The sequence below is a fragment of the Pantoea sp. USMM079 genome (assembly GCF_037153115.1).
Classification (GTDB): Bacteria; Pseudomonadota; Gammaproteobacteria; order Enterobacterales; family Enterobacteriaceae; genus Pantoea; species Pantoea communis.
The window spans coordinates 42,585-68,975 of the sequence record NZ_JBBCKX010000017.1; the positions used below are offsets into that span (position 1 = coordinate 42,585).

Here is a 26,391-nt window from a genome sequence, read left to right on the forward strand (position 1 = left end):
AATTTTGATAATGATTATCATTTATGCTTGAAATGAGTAACGTTATAACATACAAATCTTTACGGTAAAACGTTAAGCCAGCGCTGCGATATAAATTTTCTTAATGGCTCTATGATGTAATTGAGGGAAGGAAACGGAATATGGTCAGTACCCTTCAGTACAAGATATGTACAGATATAGCCCCCTTTTTGCCCGGCGGCATACCGGCTCAACTCGCTGATGATTGCGATCTCATCGGCCTGGGAATCGACTCTCTGGCAATGATGAAACTCGCGGCAATGTGGCGCCGGCAGGGTTATGACGTTAGTTTTGCCCGGCTGATCGAACAACCGCGCTTTGGCGCATGGCAGACACTGCTTGCGTCAAATTCACATCCGCACGAGCAGGAAAAACGTGCGCCGTCAGAAGATGACATACACCAGCATGATCCCTTCCCGCTGGCGTTGATGCAGCACGCTTATTGGGTGGGGCGTGATAGCAGCCAGCACATGGGAGGCGTGGCGGCGCATTTTTATCACGAGTTCGATGTGCCACAGATGGATGCTGCCCGTCTGGAAAACGCTGTGCTGCAACTGCTGTCGCGCCACGGTATGTTACGGGTGGCGATTCTGGCTGAGGGGCAACAGCAGGTACTGGCAAAATCGCCCTGGCCGGGGCTGAAGACTTACGATTTACGTGCGGGAAATGCAGCGACTGCCAACCTGCGTTTAGAAGCCCTGCGTACGGCGCTGTCACATCGCCAGCTCAACATTGAACAGGCTGAGGTGTTTGATGTGCGTCTGACGCACAAACCTGAATGTCTTGGCGGGGGCTGCCGACTGCACTTTAATCTCGATATGATCGCTGCGGACGCCATGAGTCTGCGCGTGTTGCTGGACGACCTGGCATCGCTCTATCTTGAACCTCAGCAGCCGCTACCTGCACCAACACTCTCTTATCGTCAGTATCAACAGTTACGTCAAATCTGGCTGCAGGAACCGCCGCAGCAAGCCCACTATGCTAAGGACAAGCAGTGGTGGCTGGCACGTATAGCCGATCTGCCTGGCGCACCGGTATTGCCTGCTGCTGTTCGACAGGATATCGACTCACAGCAGAAAGTTGTACGCCGTCATCGCTGGTTTGACCCATTTACCCGTCAGCAGCTGGAAGCCAGCGCGCGAGAGCATCAGCTGACGTTACCGATGATGATTGCAGCCGTTTTTTCGGAGGTCATAAGCCAGTTTAGTGACGAAGAAGATTTCATCCTCAATATGCCGTTGTTTAACCGCGAGCAACTGCATCCTGAGGTATCCGCGCTGGTAGGGGATTTCACCTCGTCAGTATTGCTGGCGTGGCAGGGCAGTCAGGCGGGTAGCTTCCTTGAGCGGGCACAGCGCCTGCAGGAACAGTTTCATCAGGATGCAGCACATGCGCACTTCTCTGGTGTAGAAGTGCTGCGCGAAGCATCGCGCATACGCGGTCAGCAGCAGTTTGCGCCCGTGGTGTTCACCAGCGCGCTGGGTCTGGGGGAGCTGTTCAGCGAACGGGTTCAACAGGCATTTGGTCAGCCGGGCTGGATAGTTTCGCAGGGACCCCAGGTGTGGCTGGATGCGCAAATTACCGAACTCAATCAGGGCATTCTGGTGAACTGGGATGCGCGTGAATCCAGCTTCCCCGCAGGGATGCTGGATTTGATGTTCGATCAATTCATTGCCCTGCTTGAAACATTGATAAAGCATACTCAGAACTGGCTACAGCCCGTTGAATCCATTTTACCCCCGACGCAGCGGGCAATACGCCAGCAGGCTAATGCCACTGAGGCCGAATTACCCAGCGAATGCCTGCATAGTGCTTTCTTCCGACTGGCGCAAAAGCACCCTGAGGCGCCCGCACTCTTTGGGACTCAGCAGACGCTAAGCTATGGCACCGTTGCTGAACATGCCCGACGGCTGGCCGCCCATCTGCTTGATCAGGGTGTGCAGCCTGGCGAACCGGTTGCCATCGCGTTACCTAAAGGGCCGGAACAGATCGTCGCAGTGCTAGGCGTACTGGCCAGTGGTGCCGTCTGGTTACCGCTGAATCACCAGCAGCCGGAGCAGCGAATCAATGCCATTCTGCACAATGCCGGGGTGAAGCATGTGATTAACCAACTGCCCGATCCTGAGCAATTACCGCCGCCAGCGGAAGTCATCTGCGGTGATCACCACCAGCTGGCGTATATCATTTACACCTCTGGCTCAACCGGCACGCCGAAAGGGGTAGAAATCAGCCACCTTGCGGCGAAAAACACCATTGACGATCTCAACCGTCGCTATCCGCTCGGTAAGCGCATGCGCACGCTTGCAGTATCGGCGTTAAGCTTCGATCTGGCCGTTTACGATATCTTCGCACCGCTATCCGTGGGCGGTGCTGTGGTGTGTATCGATGATGAAAGCTGGCGGGATGCCCAACGCTGGGTCGCACTGATTCGCCAGCATCAGGTGAGCGTGCTGAACTGCGTCCCCGCTATTGCTGAGATGACCTTCACCAGCGCAGCTGCGGATAACCTGACGTTGCCGCTCAAGATTGTACTGCTGGGTGGTGACTGGGTTCCGCTTGACCTGCCGAAAAAGCTACATGCTGTGGCCGCGATGTGCCGCTGCATCGCCTTAGGCGGTACTACAGAAACCGCGATTCACTCCACGGTACAGGAAATTACCGAGATCCCCGCCCACTGGCACTCAGTGCCATACGGATATCCACTCGATAACGTTCGCTGCCGCGTCGTGGACAGTCTTGGCCGTGACCGTTGTGACTGGGTCAGCGGCGAACTGTGGATCGGTGGCGCTGGGGTGGCGCAGGGTTATCGGCATGACGCCGAACGTACTGCCGACCGTTTTGTGATGCAGAATGGCGAACGCTGGTATCGAACAGGAGATCTGGCGCGTTATCACCCCGATGGTTCGCTGGAATTTCTTGGCCGTCGCGATCATCAGGTCAAAGTACGCGGCTATCGCATTGAACTGGGTGAGATTGAGTCGGCCCTGATTGCGCATCCCGGGGTAGTGCGCGGTATCGTTTTGCTGGATGAACATCATCATCTGGTGGCCGCTTATACCACCCATCAACCTGCGGTGGACACTGTCTCATTACGCCAACATCTTCAGCGCTATCTGCCGCAGGAAATGGTACCGGAACGGCTGGTGGCGTTGACGCAACTCCCCCTCAGCAGCAATGGAAAAATTGACCGTAGCGTATTGCGTCAGTTACTGGCAGATCAGTCGCCTCAGACAGAGAATGCAAATGAACCCGCGCGTCCAGGTTTAGAGCAGCAGGTGGCAGAGATCTGGCAGCAAGTGCTGGGCAAGCTGCCAGGCCGTCAGGATAACTTCTTTGCGCTGGGCGGCGATTCACTGCTGGCAACTAGTGCGGTGGCCGAACTACGTCGTCAGGGGCACAGTGAGGTCACGCTGTCCCAACTCTTCACACAACCTGAACTAAGCGCCTTCTGCCAGACTTTGCACGGCAGGACAGCGGCACCTGAGATTGTCGCCATCAACCACGATGAGGTCGGACGCTACGATGCTTTCCCGCTAACAGATGTGCAGCAGGCTTATCTTTTTGGCCGCGAGAGTGAATTTGCCCTCGGGGGCATTGGCTGTACTTTCTACCGCGAATTTGAGGTTGAGAATCTTGACGTACCACGACTGGAGAGCGCCGTTAATCAACTGATAGCCCGTCATGACATGCTACGTGCTGTCTTCCATAACGGTCAGCAGCAGGTGTTGAAACAGGTCGATCACTATCGGTTACCCCTGTTCCGGCAACCGGACGAAAATAATGTTGCGCAGCAGCGTAAGGAATATGCCTCGCGCACTTTTGAGCCACAGCATTGGCCGCTGTTTAGCGTCAGCGTGGCGCAGCAGAAAGCGGGCAGCAGAGTAGCGATTGCTATCGACAACCTGATTCTGGATGCACTCAGTATTCTGTTGTTCTATCAGGAACTGGACGCGCTCTATCATCAGCGACCGTTGCCAGATGCGCCGGCTATTCAGTTCCGTGACGCGCTGCTGGCACGCTTGCCGCAGCAGGCTAAGCGCGATGATGCCATGACATGGTGGCATTCCCGACTGGCCCAACTGCCGCTGGCCCCGCAATTACCGCTGGCAGTGTCCCCGGATGCCATCAATGCACCGCAGTTTACCCGGCGTGAACACTGGCTGGATGCTGCGTGCTGGAAGCAGTTGACGCAAAAAGCGCGTCAGTATGGTGTGACCCCGTCCGCGGTGATGCTCAACGCCTTCGCCACAATATTGCGCCGCTGGAGCCACCAGCCTGATTTCACGCTTAATCTGACGCTGTTTGATCGTCCAGAAGGCCATGAAGATATTGCCAGAGTGATGGGTGATTTTACCTCACTGGTGCTGGTGCCATGTCGCTATACCCGCAGCGGTTGGCTGGATGAAGTGCGTCAGGTGCAAGGCGAAATGTGGGGCGCACTGGATCACCGTGCTTTGTCGGCGGTTGACGTGCTCCGCGAACTGGCGCGTCTGCATCAGGAGCCAGAACTGGTGATGCCCGTGGTATTTACCAGCGCCTTGGGACTGAGTTCGGTATCTGAACCAGGCCTGTTCAGCCATCCAGTTTATGGCCTGTCACAAACGCCACAGGTCTGGCTTGATCACCAACTTACCGAACAAGCGGGTGGCGTCTCGCTGGTGTGGGATGCGGTCGAAGCCCTGTTTCCTGCGGGATTACTGGATGCGATGTTCAGCGCGTACCAGCAACTGATTGATCATCTCTGTCAGACTGACTGGCGCAACCCCCTGCCGGAATTACTGCCAGCGGTACAGCAGCAAGTGCGTGACGCTATTGCTCAGGACGCACAACAGCCCTGTAAGGAAGAAACCCTGCATCACGCCTTTTTCCAGCAGGCGAGGCAGACCCCACATAAGGTGGCGCTGATTTGGCAGCAGGAGCAGCAGAGTTGCCAACTCTCCTATGCAGAGCTGGCTGAACAGGCGTTAAAACTGGCGCACTGGCTACAGTTGCAGGGCACGTTGCCAGGCGATCGGGTGGGCATCTCCTTGCCCAAAGGCCCGCAGCAGGTGATCGCTGTGCTAGGCGTGCTGGCTGCCGGCGCCAGTTGGGTACCGGTGGGTATCGACCAACCCGAAGCACGAAGAGAAGCCATCCTGGCGCGAGCTCAAACCCGGTTATTGCTGGACGAACAGACGCCATTGATGGGAGCCGACGCAGTTCAGGCCAGGCTAATCGCGCTGCCACAGCCCGTCAGCATTGATCCGCAGCAGCTGGCGTACATCATCTTTACTTCGGGTTCTACGGGTGAGCCTAAGGGCGTGGAGATGTGCCATGCTGCCACGCATAACACTTTGCAGGATCTGCAACAGCGAATCGCGCTGCAGTCGCAGGATCGCGTACTGGCGCTGTCAGCACTGGATTTTGACCTCTCGGTGTTTGACCTGTTTGCCCCGCTGGGTTGTGGTGCCGCGCTGGTGATGGTGGATGAAGCCTTCCGTCGTGACGCCACGCATTGGCTAAGTCTGATGCAGCAACATCAAGTCAGCGTGTGGAACTCGGTACCGGCACTGCTGGAAATGCTACTTACTGCTGCACGTGATATCAGTATGCCGGCACTGCGTGCTGCGCTGGTTTCCGGTGACTGGATTGCGCTCTCTCTACCGGAACGGCTTCATCGTGCTGCACCAAAGTGTCTTATGCTGGCGCTTGGCGGGGCGACGGAAGCCGCGATCTGGTCCAATGTTTTCCCCCTGACAACCGTTGATCCTGAATGGCGTTCCATACCCTATGGCTATCCGCTGCGCAACCAATGTTGGCGTGTCGTCAATCACGCCGATGAGGACTGCCCGGACTGGGTAGAAGGTGAGCTTCTGATTGGGGGGGCCGGACTGGCTCGCGGCTATCTGGGCGATACAGCGCTGACAGCCGCACGCTTCCCACAGCTTGCAGGCAGACGCTGGTATCGCACCGGCGATCGGGGTCGTTACTGGCCTGATGGCACGCTGGAGTTTCTGGGGCGCATTGACACGCAAATGAAACTGCGTGGTCATCGCATTGAAGCGGGTGAAGTCGAGCAGGCATTACAGACGTTAAATGGTGTTGAACAGGCCACCGTCTCGCTATGGCACGACGGCGTAGCACTGCGCTTGATGGCTGCGGTTGCCCCTCTGACCCCGGCAGAGGCAGATGTTGACGACAGATTTATTCCCGGCGATGTTCAGCGTGGATCGCTGGAATATGAAGCTGAGATTGCCGAACACATTCTGATAGAGCTACTGCAACTACCAGTAGAACCGGGCGTCTTTTGGCAGACGCAAACCCTGAAGCCTGATGATCGGGGCCGAAATATTCTGCAACTGTGGCTGAAATGGCTCCAGTCGCGTGGCTTATTGCAGTCGCAGGGTTCTGATTACCTCACCACCGAAAAACTGGCGGCCGTGAAAGCGCGTCCCACTTCGGCGATGGTGCTGGAAGCGCGTGCACGTTATACCAGCTGGCGCGGCATGTTGAGCGGTGAACAGGACAACGCGGAGTTGCTCACCGATCCTGTTTTCAGCCCGGCTAGCTTATCGGCAGCAGATGACGAGACGCGGCAATGGCTGTCGCAACTGGCGCTGCATATCCAGAGTTTGAGCCATCAACGCGGCGCGACGATAAATATCGTGGAGATCAATGGTGCAGGGGGTCAACACAGCGCCGCGCTGCTGGCGCGTTTGCCACAGGGCTCCATTCATTACACGCTGCTGGAATCATCACCGCTGGCCCTGGAACAGGCGCGATCGCGTCTGGCAGACTGCGGGCACCACATTGACTTTGCCTTACTCAATGAACTGCATCTGCCCGAAGCGCTGCAACATTCCGGTGACATTGTGCTGGCGGTCAATGCACTGCACCGTTATGAGCAGCCGATGCATGGTGTGATTGCCGCACGGCAGTTGCTTAGCACGCAGGGCGAGCTGTGGATGATGGAGCGACAGTGCCTCACGCCTCTGGCAATGCTCAGCGCAGGACTACTGGCGGGGGGCTATGGTGCGAAGGGTAAAGCGCCGTTATGCACGGGACCGGTGTGGCAGCAACGTGCGCAAAACGCCGGTTTTAAATCGCTCCGGTTTAACGATGCTGGACTGGCAGCTTCTCTGAGCCTGAATGTGCCACACAACCGCGCTTTACCAGAAAATACGGGCCAGTTACTGGCAGAACGGTTACCCAAGGCGATGATACCGGAACGGCTGGTGTTGTTGACCCATTTGCCGCTTACGGCGAATGGCAAGGTTGATCGAAAACGTCTGCAGGCCCTGTATGAACATCTTCCCAGACAGCAACCGCAGCGGGAAACTTTAAGCGGGACGGAAGCGAAGCTCGCCAGCTTATGGTGCACTTTGCTCGGGATGGCGCCAGGAATCAGTCGTCAGCAAGGCTTTTTTGAGCTTGGCGGTGACAGCCTGTTAGCCACGCGATTGATCAATGCGATTCGTGATGAATTTGCCGTTGAGATGGCGCTGCGAAAAATCTTTAGCGCCCCCAGCCTTGAAGCCATGGCCGCAGAGATCGATACGCAACTGGCAGAAGCCGCCACGCTGGAAGGAGGTGCGCTGTGATTGGCATTCTGGGAGGATTTGGCGCCGTAGGCAGTGAAGTGGCGCGCCTGCTGCATCTATGGGGAGAAAACTCATTACGCGTCGGGGGCCGCCATCCACAGCCGGTGGCCTGGGCACAAAGTTGTTATGTGGATGTCAGTGATGAAGAGAGCCTGATGGCGTTTGCCACCGGCTGTCGTCTTATCATCAACTGTGCTGCGCCCTCGGTTCGGCTGTCACAACAGGTGGCAAACAGGCTGCATGCCGCCGGTATTCCGCTGGTGGATGCGGGCGGCCTGGACTGCCCGGCACGGTTAACGCCGCCAGCGGGCATGCGTCCGCGCAGCGCACTTTTTGCCGCCGGGGCGCTACCTGGCTTGTCCGGGATTTTGCCAGTGTGGCTGGCGCGTTCTCTGGATCGTGTCGACACGCTGCAATGCTGGTTTGGCGTGTTTGATCGCTTCACGGCCAGTGGGGCGGAAGACTATCTTGATGGTGTGCTGCGCGCTCCGATGGCGCACCCTACGATGGCGCGGCGACAGTCCGATGTCAGCCTGCCGTTCTTCCCACGTCCGGTGCAACTGCAACCTTTCGCAGACAATGAGTCACGCGGCGTCAATGCCCGCTTAGGGCTACATCACAGCCGCTGGTATCTGGCGCTGGATGGGGAACATCTAACGCGTGCGCTGGAAACGGCACGCAGCTTACCGCGAAAAGACGCCATTGAGGCGGTGGTCGCAGGATCGGTGCTGGATGTCGCAGGGCGTCAGCCGTGGGTCAACTTTTTGATTCAGGTAGAGGGGGTCAGGCAGGGCAGTAAAACCACCTTAACCCTGTTACTCAAAGCGCCGGCCATTGCACAGCTCACGGCAGCCTGTACGGCTGCCTGCGCCAAATGGATGCTTAAAAGCGCCACGCCTGTGGTGGGGCTAGCCGCTGACTGCGTCGACAGTGAAGCTTTTATGCTACTGTTCTGCCGCGAGCAAACCGGCATTGACATCGAGCTGTTTGATAGCAGTGTCGAACAGTTGGGCGAAATGAGTGGAGGCGCGCTATGAGTGTCTCTCCACTGAAAGTGCTGGTATGCGGTACTACTTTTGGCCAGTTCTGGCTGGCGGCACTGCAACGCTACCCACAGCGATTTAAAGTCGTGGGGTTACTGGCGAGTGGCAGTGAGCGCAGTCGCGACTGCGCAGCACGGCATCAGATTCCACTGTATACCGACGTGGCCGCTCTGCCAGACGGCATCGATATCGCCTGCGTGGTGCTACGTGCCTCTGTAATGGGCGGTGCCGGTAGCGAACTGGCGCAACGGCTGATGGCGCACGGCATGCACGTGATTCAGGAACAGCCGGTTCACCATGATGAGGTGGTGGCCAATTTGCGTCGGGCGCGGGAAGCGGGCGTACAGTATCGGGTCGGTAATCTCTATCCCCATTTACCCGCTGTGCAGCAGTTCAGCCTCGCGGCGCAGCGTTTACTGCGGCGGCAAAAGCCACAGTTTATTGATGCAGCCTGTGCCAGCCAGGTGGCTTTCCCGCTGGTCACTATGCTGTCGCAGGCGCTGGGTGCCCCACGGCCGTGGCATTTCAGCGCGCAGCCACAGCCAGCCGATTCTCCCTTCCAGGCGGTTCAGGGTAGTATCGCGGGCATTCCTCTGACACTCAGGGTACACAACGAGGTTGATCCGCAGGATCCTGACAATCACTTCCAGCTGTTGCAGCAAATCACGCTGGGTTTCCCTGCCGGACGGCTGGCACTGGCGGACACCCATGGGCCGTTGTTGTGGCATCCGCGGTTGCATATCCCGGAGGCAGTGAAACGCGATCGCGACTTCTCCAGCCCGCAGTCGGCGCATTTGATGGAAGACACCAGTGCCGTCATTGGTGAGCTTCATTGTGAAAGTTGGCGCACCAGCCTGGCTGAGCGCTGGCCAGAGGCCATTGCGGCAGATCTGCTGGCGCTGGCAGACAGCCTGCAAAATCCCGGGGCCGTGCGCTGGAGCCCGCAGTCATTGCTCACGCAATGTCAGATGTGGCAAGCGCTGACTAAAGAGCTGGGCTATCCACGGCTGAATCCCAATCAACAGTATCAACCGCTGGCACGAACGTTGCTGCCTGCAACCCGGGGATTGAAGCGAGAAGCCAGCGGGCCACTGGCGTTCACTCACAGAGCAGAGTCGCTGATCAGTGATATCACTGCGCGCGAAGTGACAGATTTTGTCACCTGCATGGATGAAGCCTGCCTTAATGCCATGCTATTTAGCCTCCAACAGGGTGGTGCGTTGACGCACGCTGAACAGGGCAGCGACCTGGCAGCGATTCTGCAACAGCTGCGTGTGGCGGAGGATCATCACGCTCTGATTGGACGCTGGCTGATGTTGCTGACGGATGCCGGCCTGGTGATAAAGCGCGGGGCGCATTTCTTCACTGGCAGCATCATCTCAGAAACTAAGCTGCAACAGAGCTGGCAGACGGTGCATGCGATTTGGGATGATCGGCTCGGTTCTAAAACCTTTATTGATTACCTGTGGCAAAACGCAGAGAAACTGGGTGAGCTGATGCGCGGCGAGCAACAGGCGGCGCTGCTGCTGTTCCAGGAGGGGCGCAGCGACATCGCGGATGCAGTTTATCGTCACACCATCACAGCGCGCTATCTCAACACGCTGATCGCCGACGTGATTCTGGCTGACCTGGCCCAGCGGGACACGCCGCTGAATGTGCTGGAGATTGGTGCGGGCACCGGAGCGACCACCGAGCGGGTGCGCGAACTGCTACATGACGTCTATGGCGAAACACCCCCGCTCAACTGGCTGTTCAGCGATGTATCACGATATTTCCTCGTGAACGCACAACAGCGCTACGGGCACTTATCCTGGCTTTCCACGGCGCTGATTGATATTGATCGCCCGCTCACCGAACAGGGTGTCGCGGCTGAGTCACAGCATCTGCTGGTAATGGCGGGCGTGTTGAACAACGCGCAAAACAGCGAACAAACCATTCGCTGGCTGGCGGAGGTGTTGATGCCCGGCGGTACCATGCTAATCACCGAACCGACGCGCGAACATCTGGAAATCCTGACTTCACAGGCTTTTATGATGCCGCCGCCGCAGGATGACCGTCAGCGCAGCGAACAGCGTTTCCTTTCGCCGGAACAGTGGCGCGATCTGTTTGAACGGGCCGGGCTGATTTGTGATGTCTGCCTGCCGGGTGAGGATCATCGCCTTGCTCCACTCGGGCAGCGTCTGTTTATGGTAAGGAGGCCCGCTGATGCTTAAGTGCAGCCATATCCTGTGCAAGGTGGATAACCTGCGCGACTGTGTCGCACAGCTGGAGCAGGCCGGATTTAGCGTGCAGTGGGGCAGCGATCCGGCACGGGCGCATAACGCGCTGGTGTGGTTTGAAGACGGGCCTTTTCTGGAATTCTTTGAGCTGCCGCGTGGCTTCCGCTGGCTGAGCTATCCGTTTGGCTGGCGTTTTGGCGCGAGTGCCGGGCAGCGCCTGCGCAGCTGGGCACTGGCTCCGGCGGGCTGGTGCGATGTGGCGCTGGAGCCTGAGCGCTATCAGCCCGACGATCCTCTGAATCTGGCAAACGTTACTCAGTCTCTGCATCAGCTGGCGCTAAGGGGTTCGCGAGTCATTAAAGGTCACCGCGTTGCCGCGCACGGTGAAAAAGTGCACTACCGCTTTATGACGCCGCGCGATGCACATCTGCCGTTTATCGTTTCCCACTATCACCCGCTACAGCGTCCCGAGCACGTGCGACACGCCAACGGCGCACAGGCTGTGAGTCGGGTGGATTTTCATTTGCCTGCCGCCAGCCACAGCCAGCTACAGCAGCTGATCCCGGCCGATCGCTGGATCAACGGTCAGCACAGCACGCGGCGTTACGTCAGTGGCGTGAATTTACTGGGCTGCCAGGCGTTGCCGCAGGCCTCCGGCTTCATCCAGTCACTATTTAATTTGTCGCAGGAGGCGTGATGAACGAGCTATTTACCGCCTTACAGCAATCGCTGCAGGGGGAGTTGCTGCTGCCGCAGGATACTGGATATGAAGCGGCGCGGCGGGTGCGCAATGCACGTATTGATTTACATCCGCTGGCTATCGTGCGCTGTCTTAGCGTCCGTGATATTCAGCAGGCGCTGCAACTGGCAACCCGGCAGGATCTGCCGGTGGCGCTGCGCGGCGGCGGTGCACATGTCGCTGGGTTTGGCACCTGCCAGGACGGGCTGCTGCTGGATTTGTCATGCATGAAGGACATCACGATTGACCCGGTCAGGCGTCTGGCGCAGGTTGCGCCAGGCGTCACCTGGGGCGAACTGGATGCAGCTACCCAGGCTCATGGGCTGGCGGTTCCCGGCCCGCGTAATCCCACTATTGGTATCGCCGGGCACACCCTTGGCGGCGGCGTGGGGGATTTGTCGCGCCAGTTTGGCCTGACCAGCGATAACCTCGTGAGTGCGGAACTGGTCACGATAGACGGAGAAGTGCGCGAAATTGACCAGGAGAGCGATGCCGAACTGCTGTGGGGCCTGCGCGGCGCAGGTGGCAATTTTGGCGTAGTGTCACGTTTTACCTTTCAATTGCATCCGGTGAACGGCGTCGTAGCTGGCGTGCTCGCCTGGCCCGCGCGTGACATTGCGCCAGTGCTAAGCCGCGCGCGCGACTGGCTGGCGCAGGCACCGGATCAGGCCTCACTGATTGCGCTGGTATGGACCGCACCGCCGTTGCCGTTTCTGCCAGAGTGCCTGCATTTTGAACGCAGCATCATGCTGATTCCCACCTGGTTCGGCGCACCAGAACAGGCCGACCAGGTGCTGGCACCGCTCAGGAGCGGGGCGCTGTGCGACACGCTTCAGCCGATGCGCTACGCCGATTATCAGCGACTGCTACCGTCCGCGCCTAACTATCAACAGCAGCATGTCTATAACCGTGGCGAACTACTGCGCGATCTGGATGACAACACGCTCGATCAATTGCTGGCGTTATTTGATCGTTCCGGCCCGAACTTCTCCCTGGTGTTTGGTGCTTTAGGTGGTGCTATTGCCCGGGCACCAGCAGGTGGCACTGCGTTTGCTCACCGTGATGCCAACTGGTTTGTCGAAGTCTGCGCCCAGTGGTACGGCGAGGCGAATAATCCAGTGATGCTGGCTCCGGCGGTTGAAGCGTGGCAGCTGCTGCAAACCGTCAGCAGCGGACCGTACGCCAACTTACTGCCTGACCTGGAACCGTGCTGGGCGCGGGCCACCTACGGCAGCGGCTGGGAACGGCTGCAAGCTTTGAAACAACGCCTCGACCCCAATAATCGCCTGCGTTTTAACGTCAATATTTCGCCCCTGCTGTCAGTTGTGACGGCATCGGGCAAGGAGGATGTACGATGAGTGACCATTCAACCGCCCTTGAACTGCTGCAACGCCTGCGTAGCCGGGGTGCGCAACTGTGGGAAGAGCAGGGCAAACTGAACTACCGCGCGCCACAGGGGGTCGTATCGCCCGCTGATTTACAGGCGCTGAAGGCGAACAAAGCCGACGTGCTGGCGATTCTCGCTGATGAGCAGCGTGCCACAGTCCTGGTGGCGGATGACGCCACGCGCTTTGATCCTTTCCCATTGAGTCAGGTGCAGTCGGCTTATCTGGTTGGGCGCAACGAGGCTTTTGGTTATGGCGGCGTTGCCTGCCACGTCTATCTCGAAGTGAATTATCCAACGCTGGAACACGCCCGCGTCAGCGCCATCTGGAATGAGCTGGTGGCGCGCCACGATATGCTGCGTGCGGTGTTTGATCGCAGCGGTAGCCAGCATGTTTTGCCCGAGGTGCCTGAGCTGATTATTGACAGCGCCAGTGCTGACGAATCACAAGCCGAAGCGCTGCTGGATGGCGTAAAGCAGCGCATGGGCCATCATCTGTATCAACCCGAGCAGTGGCCGCTGTTTAGCCTGCATCTGTCGCAGTTACCCGAACGCAGCGTGTTGCACCTGTCGATGGATTTCCTGATTGCTGACTGGGCGAGTATCTGGCTGCTGCTGGGTGAGTTTGAGGCACGCTATCAACGCCCTGAACAATCGCTGCCTGCCCTGGAGATTCAGTTCCGCGACTACCTGCTGGCCGAACGTGGACTGGATGCCTCACCGGCGGCGCAACGCGATCGCGCCTGGTGGCAACAGCGCATCGCTCAGCTGCCGGCAGCTCCGCAGTTGCCAGTGCTTGACGCTCAGCCTGAGCAGGGGGCACGCTTTAGTCGTCATTTCCTGCAACTGTCCTCCGAACGCTGGCAGGCACTGAAACAGCGGGCAGCTCAGTACGGTATTACACCGACTGCTGCTGTATTAACCGCCTATGCCAGCGTGTTGCAACGTTGGTCTGCCAGCGACCACTTCTGCCTGAATCTCACGGTGTTAAATCGTCAGCCATTACATCAGCAGGTGGATCGGCTGGTGGGCGATTTCACCTCTGTCAGCCTGCTGGAAGTTGACCAGCGCCAGCCAGCCAGCTGGGCTGAGCGGGCTATGGCCATTAGCCAGCAATTGTATGATGACCTCGACCATCGCCTCTGTTCCGGGGTGGAAGTCATTCGTGAACTGGCGCGTGCGAAAGGGCGCGACTACGCGCTGATGCCCTATGTCTTTACCAGCGCCATTGGCCTGGTCCCAACTGATCAAGAAAGCGCGTTGCTCGGTAAACTGGATGGGCGCGGCATTACCCAGACGCCACAGGTCTTTATCGACTGCCAGGCGATGGACAGCGCCGCCGGATTGCAGGTTAACTGGGATGTGCGTGACGGCGTCTTCCCACCGGGCATGATTGACGATCTGTTCAACAGTTTTGCATCGCTGCTGAATGCCATGGCACAGCACGCTGCGCTTTGGCAGCAAGTGGCGCAGATTGCGTTGCCGCAATGGCAGGCTGACCTGCGTCAGCAGATCAATAACACGCAAGCGCCATTGCCGGAAGGCGGTTTACATCTGCCATTCTTTATCCAGGCGCAGCAAACACCGGATGCGCTGGCGGTGATGGATATGCAACAGCAACTGAGCTACCGCCAACTGGCTGATTCCGCATTACAGATTGCCGGACATTTGCAGCAGCATGGGGTTAGCGCGGGCGACCGTGTCGCAATTACGCTGGAAAAAGGCGTGATGCAGGCGCAGGCGGTGCTGGGGGCGATGGCGGCCGGGGCTGTGTGGGTGCCGGTTGACGTTTCTCAGCCGGCAGATCGTCGTCAGCAGATCCTGACTGATGGCGGCATTCGCTGGGTACTCACCAGCCAGCAGATTAATCAGTGTGGTGTCAGTGGCGAACAGCGTATCAATATTGATAAGTTACCGTGTCATGAATCACTGCCTGCCCCACACTATCCGAACAGTGCCGACGCGGCCTATATCATCTACACCTCTGGCTCCACCGGACAGCCAAAAGGCGTCGTAATAGGACATCAGGCGGCCCGCAACACCGTTGAAGATATTAATCAGCGTTTTGCGGTTCAGCCTTCGGACCGTGTACTGGCTCTGGCGCAGCTTGGCTTTGACCTCGCGGTCTATGATCTCTTTGGCCCGCTGAGTGTAGGCGGCGCGGTGGTCTATCCCGATGCGGCGCGCGCCACCGATCCCTCGCACTGGATTGAACGCATCGAAACCCAGCAGGTGACGCTATGGAACAGCGTACCGGCATTGATGCAGATGCTGGAAAGTGCATTACAGCAGCAACCGCTGAATAGTCTGCGGCTGGCCTTGCTTTCAGGTGACTGGATCCCGCTGACGCTACCAGAAACCCTCGCTGAACGCCTGCCGAAAATGCAGCTGGTGGCGCTGGGCGGCGCGACCGAAGCGGCGATTTGGTCTAACTATCACCTTTGGCAGGGGCGCGATCCGGCATGGCGCAGCGTACCTTACGGCGTGCCGCTGACGAATCAGGGCTTCCGCGTGCTGGATGAGAACATGCAGGACTGTCCGGTCTGGCTGCCAGGTCATCTCTACATCAGCGGAGCAGGACTGGCACAAGGCTACCTGAATGATGCAGCTAAAACCGCGCAGCACTTTATCCATCATCCGGTCGATCAACAGCGACTCTACTGGACCGGCGACCGCGCCTGCTATCTGCCCAACGGCGAACTGGCGTTTTTAGGGCGCGCCGATAATCAGCTTAAAATCAAAGGACACCGTATTGAGCCGGGTGAAATCGAAGCGGCGCTGACCGCCTTACCGGGCGTAGACAACGCCTGCGTGGTGCCACATGGCGAAGGCAATCAACGCCAGCTGCTGGCGCTGGTGACGTCACAACAGCAGGCGGCTGTCAGCGCAGACTTTGCCCGACTCAGTGATGTGATTGATACCACCACGGTTGGGCTGACGCACCACATCACCGCCGAACAGGTCCAGCAGGCGATGAATGCGCTGGATAGCGTTGTGCTGCAACGTATGCGCGACACACTCCAGCATTACGGCTTGCACGCGGAGTCGGATGAAGCCGAATTAGCGGAATCCGCTGTCGATGCCCGCTTCTACTGGCTGGTGCGCCGCTGGCAGTCGATGGTGGAGCAGAATGCATTACCGGAATGCGACTGGCTGCAGGTGGAAGCATTATGGCAACCGCTGCTCGATCGCCCGGCCTTCCTGAATTACATTCGCAGTAACCTCGATAACCTTACGGGCCTGCTGGAAGGACGCGTCGAGGCGCAGAAGCTGCTGTTCCCGCAGGGCGCGTTAACCTGTGTGCAGGCGCTGTATCGTGAAAACCTGATGGCGAAGTATCTGAATCAGGCGGTCAGCACCTTGATCGGCCAGATTGCGCAGCAGCATGGCACGCAGCGACCAGTGAGGATTCTGGAAGTGGGTGCGGGGACCGGGGGCACCACCGCCGATGTGCTGGCCGCATTGGCTGACCGGGCGATTGAATATCACTTTACCGATGTAGCGACGTTCTTCCTGCCCGAAGCGCGTGCCCGCTATGGCGATCGTGTCGGGATGCAGTTTGGTGTACTGAATATTGATGAAGATATTCGCGCGCAGGGTTACGCGCCGGAGAGTTTCGATATTGTGCTGGCCGCAGGGGTACTGGAGAACGCGCGCGATCAGAAACGTGCGCTGGAAAACCTGCGCCTGTTAACTGCGCCTCAGGGATGGATGATTCTGACCGAACCGACGCGGGAATGTCCGTGGATCATGGCCTCGCAGGCGTTCATGATGACGCCGCCAGAAGATCACGCGCGCCAGCAGGAGAGCTACCTTGACCAGTACGAATGGCAAACGCTGATGCAATCGGTGAACGACGATCCGGTGCTGTGTCTGCCGCAGACGGGCCATGTATTGCAGCAGCAGGGATTCCACCTACTGGCGCAGCAAATCAAACGCGATCGGGTGCCGCTCTGGCCGCAGGAAATGCTCGCCGCGCTCGGGAAAAAGTTACCGCGTCACATGATACCGGCGCAAATTCAGTCAGTGCCCGCGTTACCGTTAACCGCAAACGGCAAACTGGATCGTAAAACCGTTGCTGACTGTTGGGTGGAAGCGGTTGAGAGTCATGCCGCCCAGGCAACTTCACAGCCAGTCGGTGATGAACTGGAGCAATTATTGAGCCAGTACTGGGCGGAAGCGTTGGGGATTAAGCATATCGGGCTGGATCAGGATGTGTATAACCTCGGCGCCGATTCGCTGATCATGGCGCGTATGGCGGGCAAACTGCGTCAGGTGCTGGCAGAAACACCGTGGCAGATGGGGGATATCCCGTTTGATGCCCTGCTGCGCCATATGCTCAATGGCCCAACGGTACGGATTTTAGCGCAGGCGATTCGTAGCCAGCATGCGCCACAGCCAGTGGAGCCCGTTGCCGCCACCCGACAAAACCAGCCAGAAGGGCAGCAAGACGGCAGAGCCGCAGGCAGCAATGGCATTCTGATGCCGTTCGGCGGCGGCAGTGAAGGCCCGCTGCGCGTGGTATTCCATGCCGGTCTCGGCACCATGGACTGCTTCCGCCCGATGCTGGCGGAGCTGGAAAACGATCCGCTGGGGCCGGTCATCGGTATTGTGATTGCTGATACCGCCCAATACTGCGCTCTGTCACCGCAGCAGGCAGTGGAACAAATGGCGGATGACTATGCGCAGCGATTGCTGGCGACCGGGCATCGCCGTTTCCAACTGATTGGCTACTGCCTTGGCGGGCTGTTTGCGGTGGAAGTGGCACGTCGTCTGAGTGAGCAAGGCGCAGACATTGCCGATCTGGTGCTGATCAGCAGCCATCCGGTGCTGTTTGAAGTGCAGGATGACCTGATGATTGAGTCGCTGTTTATTCCCAATTTGCACATCAGTCTGGCGCAGGCGGGCTTTGGCGAAGTCGACGGCGATGCGCTGGTGAACGGCTTTATGCAGGTGATCGAGCAACATCAGGGCTGCATTCCGCCAGGTGCGCTGGCGCAACTGCCAGGGAGTGCGGGGGAATTCTTCCAGCAGATGCAAGCATTGCCGATTGAGCAGCGTTTTGCCCGTTATGTGGCGGGTGTGGAGCAGGTGACCGGACAACAGATGCCGGCTGAGATGGCGCTGGGGCTGTTCCGTGTGTTCCGCCAGAGTTTCCATGCGGCGCATTTTACTCCCAGCGCGTATGTCGGAGATATCCGCTTCCTGTTGCCGAACCAGGGGTCGGGTTTCGCACCGGGCATGGACGACAATACGTTGAATTTCTGGCGTGACGTCTGCCTGGGTGACCTGCAAGTTACCTCAATTAACGGCAACCACTTCAGCTGCATTGATACACCGAACGCACAGGCCGTGGCTCGTCTGGTGAATGAGGGACTTAAATGAAACTGCTGGGTGAACCCGGCCAGTTAGTTGCGCGCGTGCCCAGGGTGGCACGCGCGCTGCGTCTGGCCCTTGGCTGTGGCAGCCTCGCGGGATTACTGAATGTCAGCGGCATGGCGCTGCTGGCGTGGGCGATCACGCCGTTGCTGCACTCATCACAACTCTCATCATCAACGATCATCGCGCTGGCAGGCAGCGCGCTGGCGATTGCGCTGGCGTTTTATCTGCGTTTGCAGGCGGATGAGCGGGCGCATGAAGCGAGCTATCAGCTGGAAGAAGCGTTGCGCGAGCAATTGGTGGAGCATCTGAGTCGCGTACCGCTCGGCGTGGTGCAGAGTTGGGGCAGCGGGCGACTGCGAAAAATCATCCAGGATGATGTGAAAGCGCTGCATATCGCCGTCGCTGACGCGGTGCCGTTTGTCGGTGCCAGCCTCAGCCAGCCGCTCGCGGCGCTGCTGCTGTTAGCCGTAGTGCAGTGGCGGTTGGCGCTGGTGGCGCTGCTGTTACTGCCTGTCAGCCTGATTTGTATGGCGCTGATGGCGCGGGAAAATCCGCAGCAACGTGCGCGTTACAATGAAGCCAGTGAAGCGGTGAATGCCGGGGTGATTGAGCTGGTGCAGGGCATGGCGGTGATGCGCACGTTTGATAACGGTGCGGCTGGCTGGCAGCGCTTTAGCGCGCGGCTACAGCAGTTCACTCAGGCAGTGGAGGCCTGGATGGCAGGCAGTAAACTGCCGTGGAAAATCAACCGTCTGGTGGGTGCCGCGTTGCCCACCGCCACAGTATTGATGGTGGCGGGGCTGGCGTTGTATGCAACGGGGCAGATTACGCTGGCGCAATGGTTGCTCGCCTTGATGGTGGGGACTTTGCCGGTTAAGGCGCTGGAACCGTTGGTGCATCTGGCGAACTATCTGAATGATGCCGGAGCCGCCTCGCGACGTATCAGCGACGTGCTGGCACAGCCGATATTACCCGAGCCACTGCAACCGCGGATGCCTGAGGGCCACACGCTGAGTCTTAAACATGTCAGCTTTAGCTACCCCGGCCAGTCACGGCCCGCCTTGTGGGATGTTACCTTAACGCTGACGCCCGGCACACATTGCGCCATTGTCGGTGCCTCTGGATCGGGGAAATCGACGCTGGCACGGCTGATCCCGCGCTTTTACGATGTTACTGACGGCGAGATTACGCTGGGCAGCTGCGATATCCGCCAGATGCGCAGTGACGTCCTGTTGCAGCAGATGGCGCTGGTGTTACAGGAGCCGTTTTTAATCAGCGGCACGCTGGAGGAGAACCTGCGGCTGGCCGCGCCGGATGCCAGTGAGGCAGCTTTACAGCGTGTGATGGCTGCGACCGGGGTAACAGAGATTGTCACCCGGTTGCCACAGGGACTTAACACGCCTATCGGCGAACGCGGCAGCACGCTATCCGGCGGTCAACGCCAGCGCGTTACCCTGGCGCGAGCGTTGCTTACCGATGCGCCGATTCTGGTGATGGATGAAGCGACGTCATATCTGGATGCGCATAATGAGCGGCGCATCCAACAGGCGCTGGCGCAGTTATCACCGAACTGCATTGTGATCACCATCGCCCATCGCCTGCAGAACGTGGTTGAAGCCGATGTGATTGTGGTGATGCATGAAGGCCAGGTGGTGGAACAGGGCAGTCATGCGGCGCTGTTAAGTCAAAACGGGCATTACGCCCGGCTGTGGCAGCACCATCAGCTTGCCAGCCAGTGGACCTTACAGCGTGAGGTGACGGCATGATTCGCACATATCACAACATGATTCTGGTTGCAGGCGATTACGCTGCACCTTTTCGCAGAACCCTGCTGTATGCCGTGACGGCGGCAATTTTACAGGCGGCAGGCTGGATAATTACTTTGCCGCTGTTTTCCCTGCTGCTTTCACCCGGCGCGCTACCGATCGGTGAGATAGCCCACTGGCTTCTGGTGCTCACGGCCCTGCTGGTTGTGGAAGGTATTGTGCGCTGGCATGAAATGGCGTTTGTGTATGACTACTGGCACCGGGTAACGGAAGCGCTGCGTCTGCGGCTAGCTGGCCGTTTACGTGGCATGCCACTGGAACGGCTGGCCCTGCGTAAAAGTGGCGATCTGGCAACGATCCTCGGTAATAACGTGACTTTTGCCGCCACCGCACTCTCCTCGCTGGCGACGCTTGCGATTCAGCTAATGGTGGTGCCTGCGGTGCTGTTGTTGCTGATTTTCACGCTCGACTGGCGTTTAGGTGCGCTGTTACTGGCGGGCTGTTTACTGGTATTTCCCATGATGCTGAGGGTGCGGCGCGAAGCCAGTCAGGATTTTCAGCGCGTTGACGAAGCCGATGCCGCTGCCAGCGCCGCCATCGTAGAATATGTGCAGGGGCAGGCGATGTTGCGCGCCAGCGGACGAGCGGGCGCTCAGGCTCCGTGTTTACGTCAGGTGTTTTCTCATCAGCATCAGGTGCAGCACCAGAGCAGCGGCACGGCACGGCTTATTGCCAAAGCTCAACTGATTATCCAGTTCACTTTAGTCGCGACGGTAGCGCTGGGGGTCTGGCTGTATGCCAGTCAGCAACTGCCGATGGCCTCGTTACTCTGCCTGGCGGTGTTGGTCGCGCAAATGGTTGAGCCGCTTACACTGGGACTTGCCATGGTTCGCCTGTTTGAACTGGCTGACGCCGCCCTGTTACGGGTGAATGCGCTGCTAGCGGAAGTTGAGCAGAAGACGCAACTGCCGGCACAGCAGCCAGGGCACTTCGCGATTGAACTGCAAAATCTGGGTTTCCACTATCATCAGCAGAGTCAGCCAGCAATCAAGGATTTGACGCTACACATCCCGGAGAAATCACTGACCGCGTTAGTCGGGCCTTCCGGCGGCGGGAAAACGACGCTGACCCGACTGATGAGCCGTTTTGCCGATCCGCAACAGGGCAGTATTCAACTGGGCGGCGCAGAGTTGCGCCATATTTCAGCTGAGCAACTACTGGCGCAGATCTCGGTGGTGTTTCAGGACGTGTGGCTGATGGATGATACGCTGTTCAATAATATTGCCCTTGGAAAACCGCACGCATCTGAGGAAGAGGTGATTCACGCTGCACGTAAGGCGCATATTCATCACGTCATCGAAAAATTGCCGCACGGTTATAGCACATGCGTGGGTGAGGCTGGCAGCGCGTTATCCGGCGGGGAGCGGCAGCGGGTGGCAATTGCGCGCGCCATTCTGAAAGATGCGCCAGTGGTGTTGCTGGATGAACCAACGTCCTCTCTCGATAGCGAATCGGAATATCAGGTGCAGCAGGCGATTAATGCGCTGGTGGCGGATAAGACCGTGGTGATTGTCGCACACCGCCTCTCAACCATACGCGCTGCCGATCAAATCGCTTATGTCGATCGGGGACGCTGTGTGGAGTTCGGCGATCATGCGACGCTGATGGCACTTGAAAACGGGCATTATCGCGCTTTAGTTCAGGCGCAGCAGGGTAGCGAGGTGTAACCCTCGCTACCCCAAGTAAGGTCAGCGATTGCAGGATTGTTCAGGCCGGAACCTGATATACCTCTGGGTTCCGGCTTAACCACACTGATTTTTTGTGCCGTAAGCCAAACCTTCCGTTTCACAACTCCTCTTCTAATCCCAATCTCCATTAATCAGAGCCAGAAAAGCGGAATTCATTATCGCGATTTAAATGTTATGTTATAACATATCTAAACAAGAATCATTTCACCTCTCAGGGAGTTTGGGACGTTATGCACAACAGTGTAAAAGGATTGCCAGCGCTGAAGCCACTCAGTCTGGCGTTAATGGCAATATTAATGGCAACACAGGCAAAGGCAGAAGAGACGCTCAGCGTGACTGCAGCGTCATCAGACAATAGCGGACTGGTGGCAACACGTAGCAAAAGTGCCACTAAAACCGATACGCCGCTGCTCGAAACGCCACAGTCGATCTCGGTGATTACACGCCAGCAAATGGATGCACAGAATGTGCGTTCCCTCAACGAAGCGCTTCGTTACACGCCAGGCGTAGCCGCTGAACAGTGGGGCGGCGTCAGCGCGTTTGACCAGTTCTCAATTCGTGGTTTTAACTACGGCTCCACCGGCTTTAACGATCAGTTTCTCGATGGCCTGCGTATGAACAACGGGCTGGTGTATGGCTTCCAGCAGGTCGATCCTTTCCTGCTGGAAAATATCAGCGTGGTCCGGGGGCCTGCCTCAGTGCTGTATGGTCTTGCCAGTCCTGGTGGGATTATTGCCATGCAGAGTAAGCTGCCGACGGCGGAAAGCATTCATCATGTTGAACTGGAAGCGGGTAATCATCAGTATCAGCGCGGTTCATTTGATCTCGGCGGTAAAGCCAATGATGAGGGCACTGTGCTGTATCGTATTGTCGGTACGGCCACCACCCGAGAAGGACAAGAGCGTGGCACGGAGATGCGACGCTGGGCGTTAGCGCCATCGGTGACGTTCCAGCCAGACTACTACAACCGCCTGACGCTGTACGCCCGCGTGCAGAACGACCCAAAAATGGGCGCGCAAACCTCGCTGCCGGTGGCCGGCACGGCACAATCAAATCCTAACGGTAAATTGCCGACAGATGCCTATCCGGGGGAACCTGATCACAACACCTTCTCACGTAAACAGGCGGCTGTTGGCTATAGTGCCGATCACTACTTTAATGATGACTGGTTTTTCAGCCTTAACGGGCGTTACAGCGAACAGACTTCAAACTACAATGCAGTGATTTTTGCTGGTCTGGAGCCGGATCAACGCACCATTAGTCGGACCATCGCAGCGTCAAATGAGCATTTCAATACGCTTAATCTGGATAATCAGCTGCACGGGCACTTCAGCACTGGCGACATCGATCACCAGTTGCTGCTAGGCATGAGCTGGGATCGCTTCACCGGGCACGCCAACTACGCCAATGGCACTGTCAGCCCACTGGATATCTTCGATCCCCATTACGGTCAGGCGGTTTATGGTAGGTTGCAGGATTATCAAAATACCCGGGTGATGAATACCCAGACTGGCCTTTATGCGCAGGATCAGCTGAGTTATCAGCAGTGGCGAGCCACCTTCGGCGTGCGCCATGACTGGTCGAGCATTCGCACCACCGATCTGATGGGATACAGCGACGATATTAAACAGCGCGATGAGGCGACCACCTGGCGAGCTGGGCTTAACTACCTGTTTGATAATGGTATCGCCCCTTACTTCACTTACGCGCAGTCCTTCCAGCCAACCACCTCGGTGGACAGCAGCGGCCAACCGTTTGATCCTTCGCACGGTGAACTGTATGAAGCGGGCATCAAATATCAGCCAAAATCCCTGCCTGCGCTGTTTTCTATCGCGGCGTTTAACCTTACTCAGGACAAAGTGCTGACCACCGATCCGGTTCATGCCGGTTATTCGGTGCAGGGTGGGAAAATTCGCTCGCGCGGACTGGAGTTAGAAGCGCGCGGTAACCTGACCGAACAGTTCAGTGTCATCGGGTCGATGACATGGCAGGATGTACAGTATGTGCAGGACAGCGACCCGGCTGTAATTGGCCGAACGCCGCTGCGTATTCCCACTCGTTTCGGCTCATTGTGGTTGAACTGGGAAGCACCTGCGACCAGCGTGGTTGCTGGACTAGGGGCTGGGGTCGGTGGACGCTTTAGTAACGGCACCAAAGGCGGCACCATGGATGATCAGTTCAACACTGCCGGGTATGGCGTGATGGATGCAGAGGTGCACTACGATCTCGGCCATCTGGCGCACAGCCTGCAAGGCGGTAAAGTGCAATTTACCGCGCAGAACCTGACCAATCGGCAGTACGTCACCAGTTGCTTCACCGCGTCACAAGGCTGTTTCTATGGTGCGGAGCGTGCGGTGATAGCGAAGCTGAGCTGGGATTTTTAAATTTGGTGGTGTTGCCGAGATGTTGGGTGCCGACGCGATATGTGTCGTCTCCAAACCCAACAAGCTCACTCAAGCTGTGTGTTGTCATAGGAACACACAGGCTTGATATGATTTAAAAACTTCCTGAGAAAGATCTTAATAAGAAATCGGGTTGCGAGCGCGATAAAAATTCTGCGGTTGATCGGGCAGAGAATATGGGTGCCAATCGCGATACAGCCAGGCTCGTCGGTAAAATGGTGGGCCTGGCTGTTCTCATTTCTTCTTGTTCCGGCAATTCGCGGTGTCATCATTGCTGTAATTTGTGCTGCCCGTATAAGTTTGGCAGATCGGTAAGCTCTGTCTGAAAAGGCATTGTCGGCCACTCTGCAGTGCTAAGTGATAACCGAAGTCAGATTGAAATGTAGGGCAAATACATACTGTCAGGATGCGGATAGTCGCTGAGCTTAGCGCGGAATACCAACATGAGTCGCATGCTTGATGTGGAATAGGATTCAATTTAATTATATAAATATCAGATAGATAATGAAATGCGCTAAATGTATCTTATGTTAAATTGGTTGTGCGGGCCTGCATTTTGTTCTTTACGATGCTGTCACCTGCTCACCACATTCATGACTGATGGCATCTAATCCTCCCTTGCCACTCTCCATTAGAAGCAGTCACCGGCTAACGGGGGTGCAGAGTGGTGCAAGATTTAAGATCACTAATTTTTATTTTTTAATTTCCAGAATTTCATTCAGTCAACGATCCAATATTGTCCAAAACCGTGAGCGAATAGTCCAAACATAATTTAAGACAACCCGGCATAAAAAGGGTTTTTTTAATTGTTTTTAAAGATACTCAATAGGGATATTCTTTAGCTGCTCATCTATCGACCAATCCTCCGGCCTCATTTTCAAGTTATTCCATTTGGCACCATTAGCTAGCCATTTATTCCTGTAGCGTTTTAATCCCTCCAAGGTCGCATCCTCATACCCAAATTCAGCACCACAACAATCACAGATATCAAAACTGGCATTTTTTCCATCATCTCCCCATGGAGGGCCTGATTGCTTAGCGCCACATATCCGGCATATGTAAAGATCGTTAATACTGTACATTAAAGTTCCAAGTTTATTTTGTAACCATGATCAGATGGGGCTGGTTTAAACATCTTTCTAGGGGCTCCATCTATCCTTTTGATTGCAAATTTATTATTAGTTAAAAACGAAAGACCCTTATAGTTGATTTTGGCCGGGCTATTCACACTAACGTCCCTGTTGATAACGTTCATCTTGTTGAAAAAGTGATCCTATCTCATCATCCCACATTCGTTTCTCATAAGATCGCCATTCAGTTGGTGCTTTTAGGCTATGGATACAGTTTTGAATCTCATTTACAGCTAAATTAAACTCTTCTTTATTCAACTCGCTAAAACTTATCTGATCTAAAGGCAAGTACTTCATGATTTTTTCATGTATATCAGGATGACGCTTCTGCAAGGCCTCATCGAACAATGCTTCTAAAGCATTGGAAGCTGTTCTGTTAAGTCCTACTGAAAGCCCCCTTTCGCCAGAGTTGTTGTTATATGGCTTACATCCTATATCAAAAAAAGAGCCCATAATCTCCTCATAATAATAATTTTATCTTGTTAATTTTTTTGGAATTTATTAGTTGGATGGGAGCCTATATAAACCTGAAAGCTTAGCTAATAAATCGTTCAACTTCCCAGCATTTTCAGGGTGGATTTTTAAATACCTTTCACATGCCATACGACAATATTGAAAACAAATCTCTTCGCTGACATTGATTGTATCCGCTTCTGCAGGGGGATATCCTACAGCAAATTCCACACCTTCAAAATGCTCACTTTCATCGTAACTATTCATATTAGGAAAAAAGCAATAGACGCCATCTCTTATGAATGATTGTTTTTTCATTATACTCTCTGCAGCATTTAAAAAAAGATCATCGTTATACATGAGATCAAAATAGCTTTTTATCACCAAATATTGGTCAGATTTTAAATAAGGTAAATCAAATAAAAATTTCATCTATTAAATCCTATTTCGGGTGAACGTTAGTGACTATACCTGTTTCTTTATCAAAATAGAACCTGAATGTCACATTGCTAGCCATAGCATCATAT

Annotated in this window: 12 protein-coding genes; 9 read left to right on the forward strand and 3 right to left on the reverse strand. The window is 56.4% G+C overall.

What is annotated here, in order from left to right; genetic code table 11:
- Window positions 1-140 precede the first annotated feature (140 nt).
- The 9 genes from WFP70_RS18930 to WFP70_RS18970 all read left to right on the forward strand — a co-directional run bounded on the left by WFP70_RS18930 (window position 141) and on the right by WFP70_RS18970 (window position 24,263).
- Window positions 141-7,598 (forward strand): amino acid adenylation domain-containing protein, encoded by a 7,458-nt coding sequence (locus WFP70_RS18930; RefSeq protein ID WP_337024066.1) that lies wholly within the window; start codon window positions 141-143, stop codon window positions 7,596-7,598.
- Complete coding sequence (locus WFP70_RS18935; RefSeq protein WP_337024067.1) at window positions 7,595-8,635, forward strand: hypothetical protein; 1,041 nt, start codon at window positions 7,595-7,597, stop codon at window positions 8,633-8,635. Before WFP70_RS18930 ends, WFP70_RS18935 begins: the two co-directional genes overlap by 4 nt.
- Window positions 8,632-10,854, forward strand: coding sequence for a bifunctional Gfo/Idh/MocA family oxidoreductase/class I SAM-dependent methyltransferase (locus WFP70_RS18940; protein ID WP_337024068.1), 2,223 nt, complete (start codon window positions 8,632-8,634; stop codon window positions 10,852-10,854). The genes WFP70_RS18935 and WFP70_RS18940 overlap by 4 nt, the downstream gene beginning before the upstream one ends.
- Entirely contained in the window at window positions 10,847-11,557 is a 711-nt protein-coding gene (locus tag WFP70_RS18945) for a VOC family protein (RefSeq protein ID WP_337024069.1), read from the forward strand. The genes WFP70_RS18940 and WFP70_RS18945 overlap by 8 nt, the downstream gene beginning before the upstream one ends.
- Entirely contained in the window at window positions 11,557-12,957 is a 1,401-nt protein-coding gene (locus WFP70_RS18950) for an FAD-binding oxidoreductase (protein WP_337024070.1), read from the forward strand. Before WFP70_RS18945 ends, WFP70_RS18950 begins: the two co-directional genes overlap by 1 nt.
- The gene (locus WFP70_RS18955) at window positions 12,954-18,368 is read left to right on the forward strand and encodes a non-ribosomal peptide synthetase (RefSeq protein ID WP_337024071.1); all 5,415 of its coding nucleotides are present in this window, start codon (window positions 12,954-12,956) and stop codon (window positions 18,366-18,368) included. Before WFP70_RS18950 ends, WFP70_RS18955 begins: the two co-directional genes overlap by 4 nt.
- Window positions 18,365-20,131: an ABC transporter ATP-binding protein gene (locus WFP70_RS18960; protein ID WP_337024072.1), complete on the forward strand. Its 1,767-nt coding sequence runs from the start codon at window positions 18,365-18,367 to the stop codon at window positions 20,129-20,131. The genes WFP70_RS18955 and WFP70_RS18960 overlap by 4 nt, the downstream gene beginning before the upstream one ends.
- Window positions 20,128-21,858: an ABC transporter ATP-binding protein gene (locus tag WFP70_RS18965; protein WP_337024073.1), complete on the forward strand. Its 1,731-nt coding sequence runs from the start codon at window positions 20,128-20,130 to the stop codon at window positions 21,856-21,858. Before WFP70_RS18960 ends, WFP70_RS18965 begins: the two co-directional genes overlap by 4 nt.
- A 251-nt stretch (window positions 21,859-22,109) precedes the next feature.
- Window positions 22,110-24,263, forward strand: a complete 2,154-nt coding sequence (locus WFP70_RS18970) for a TonB-dependent siderophore receptor (protein WP_337024074.1) — start codon at window positions 22,110-22,112, stop codon at window positions 24,261-24,263.
- Between the two features lie 830 nt (window positions 24,264-25,093).
- Here the strand turns inward: WFP70_RS18970 and WFP70_RS18975 are convergent.
- From WFP70_RS18975 to cdiI, 3 genes are all read right to left on the reverse strand, one after another.
- Window positions 25,094-25,363 (reverse strand): hypothetical protein, encoded by a 270-nt coding sequence (locus WFP70_RS18975; RefSeq protein ID WP_337024075.1) that lies wholly within the window; start codon window positions 25,361-25,363, stop codon window positions 25,094-25,096.
- Window positions 25,364-25,510: 147 nt separating this feature from the next.
- A complete protein-coding gene (locus WFP70_RS18980; protein WP_337024076.1) occupies window positions 25,511-25,864 on the reverse strand; it encodes a hypothetical protein in 354 nt (117 codons plus the stop codon).
- A 48-nt stretch (window positions 25,865-25,912) separates the two neighbouring features.
- Complete coding sequence (gene cdiI, locus WFP70_RS18985; RefSeq protein WP_337024077.1) at window positions 25,913-26,296, reverse strand: ribonuclease toxin immunity protein CdiI; 384 nt, start codon at window positions 26,294-26,296, stop codon at window positions 25,913-25,915.
- Window positions 26,297-26,391 lie beyond the last annotated feature (95 nt).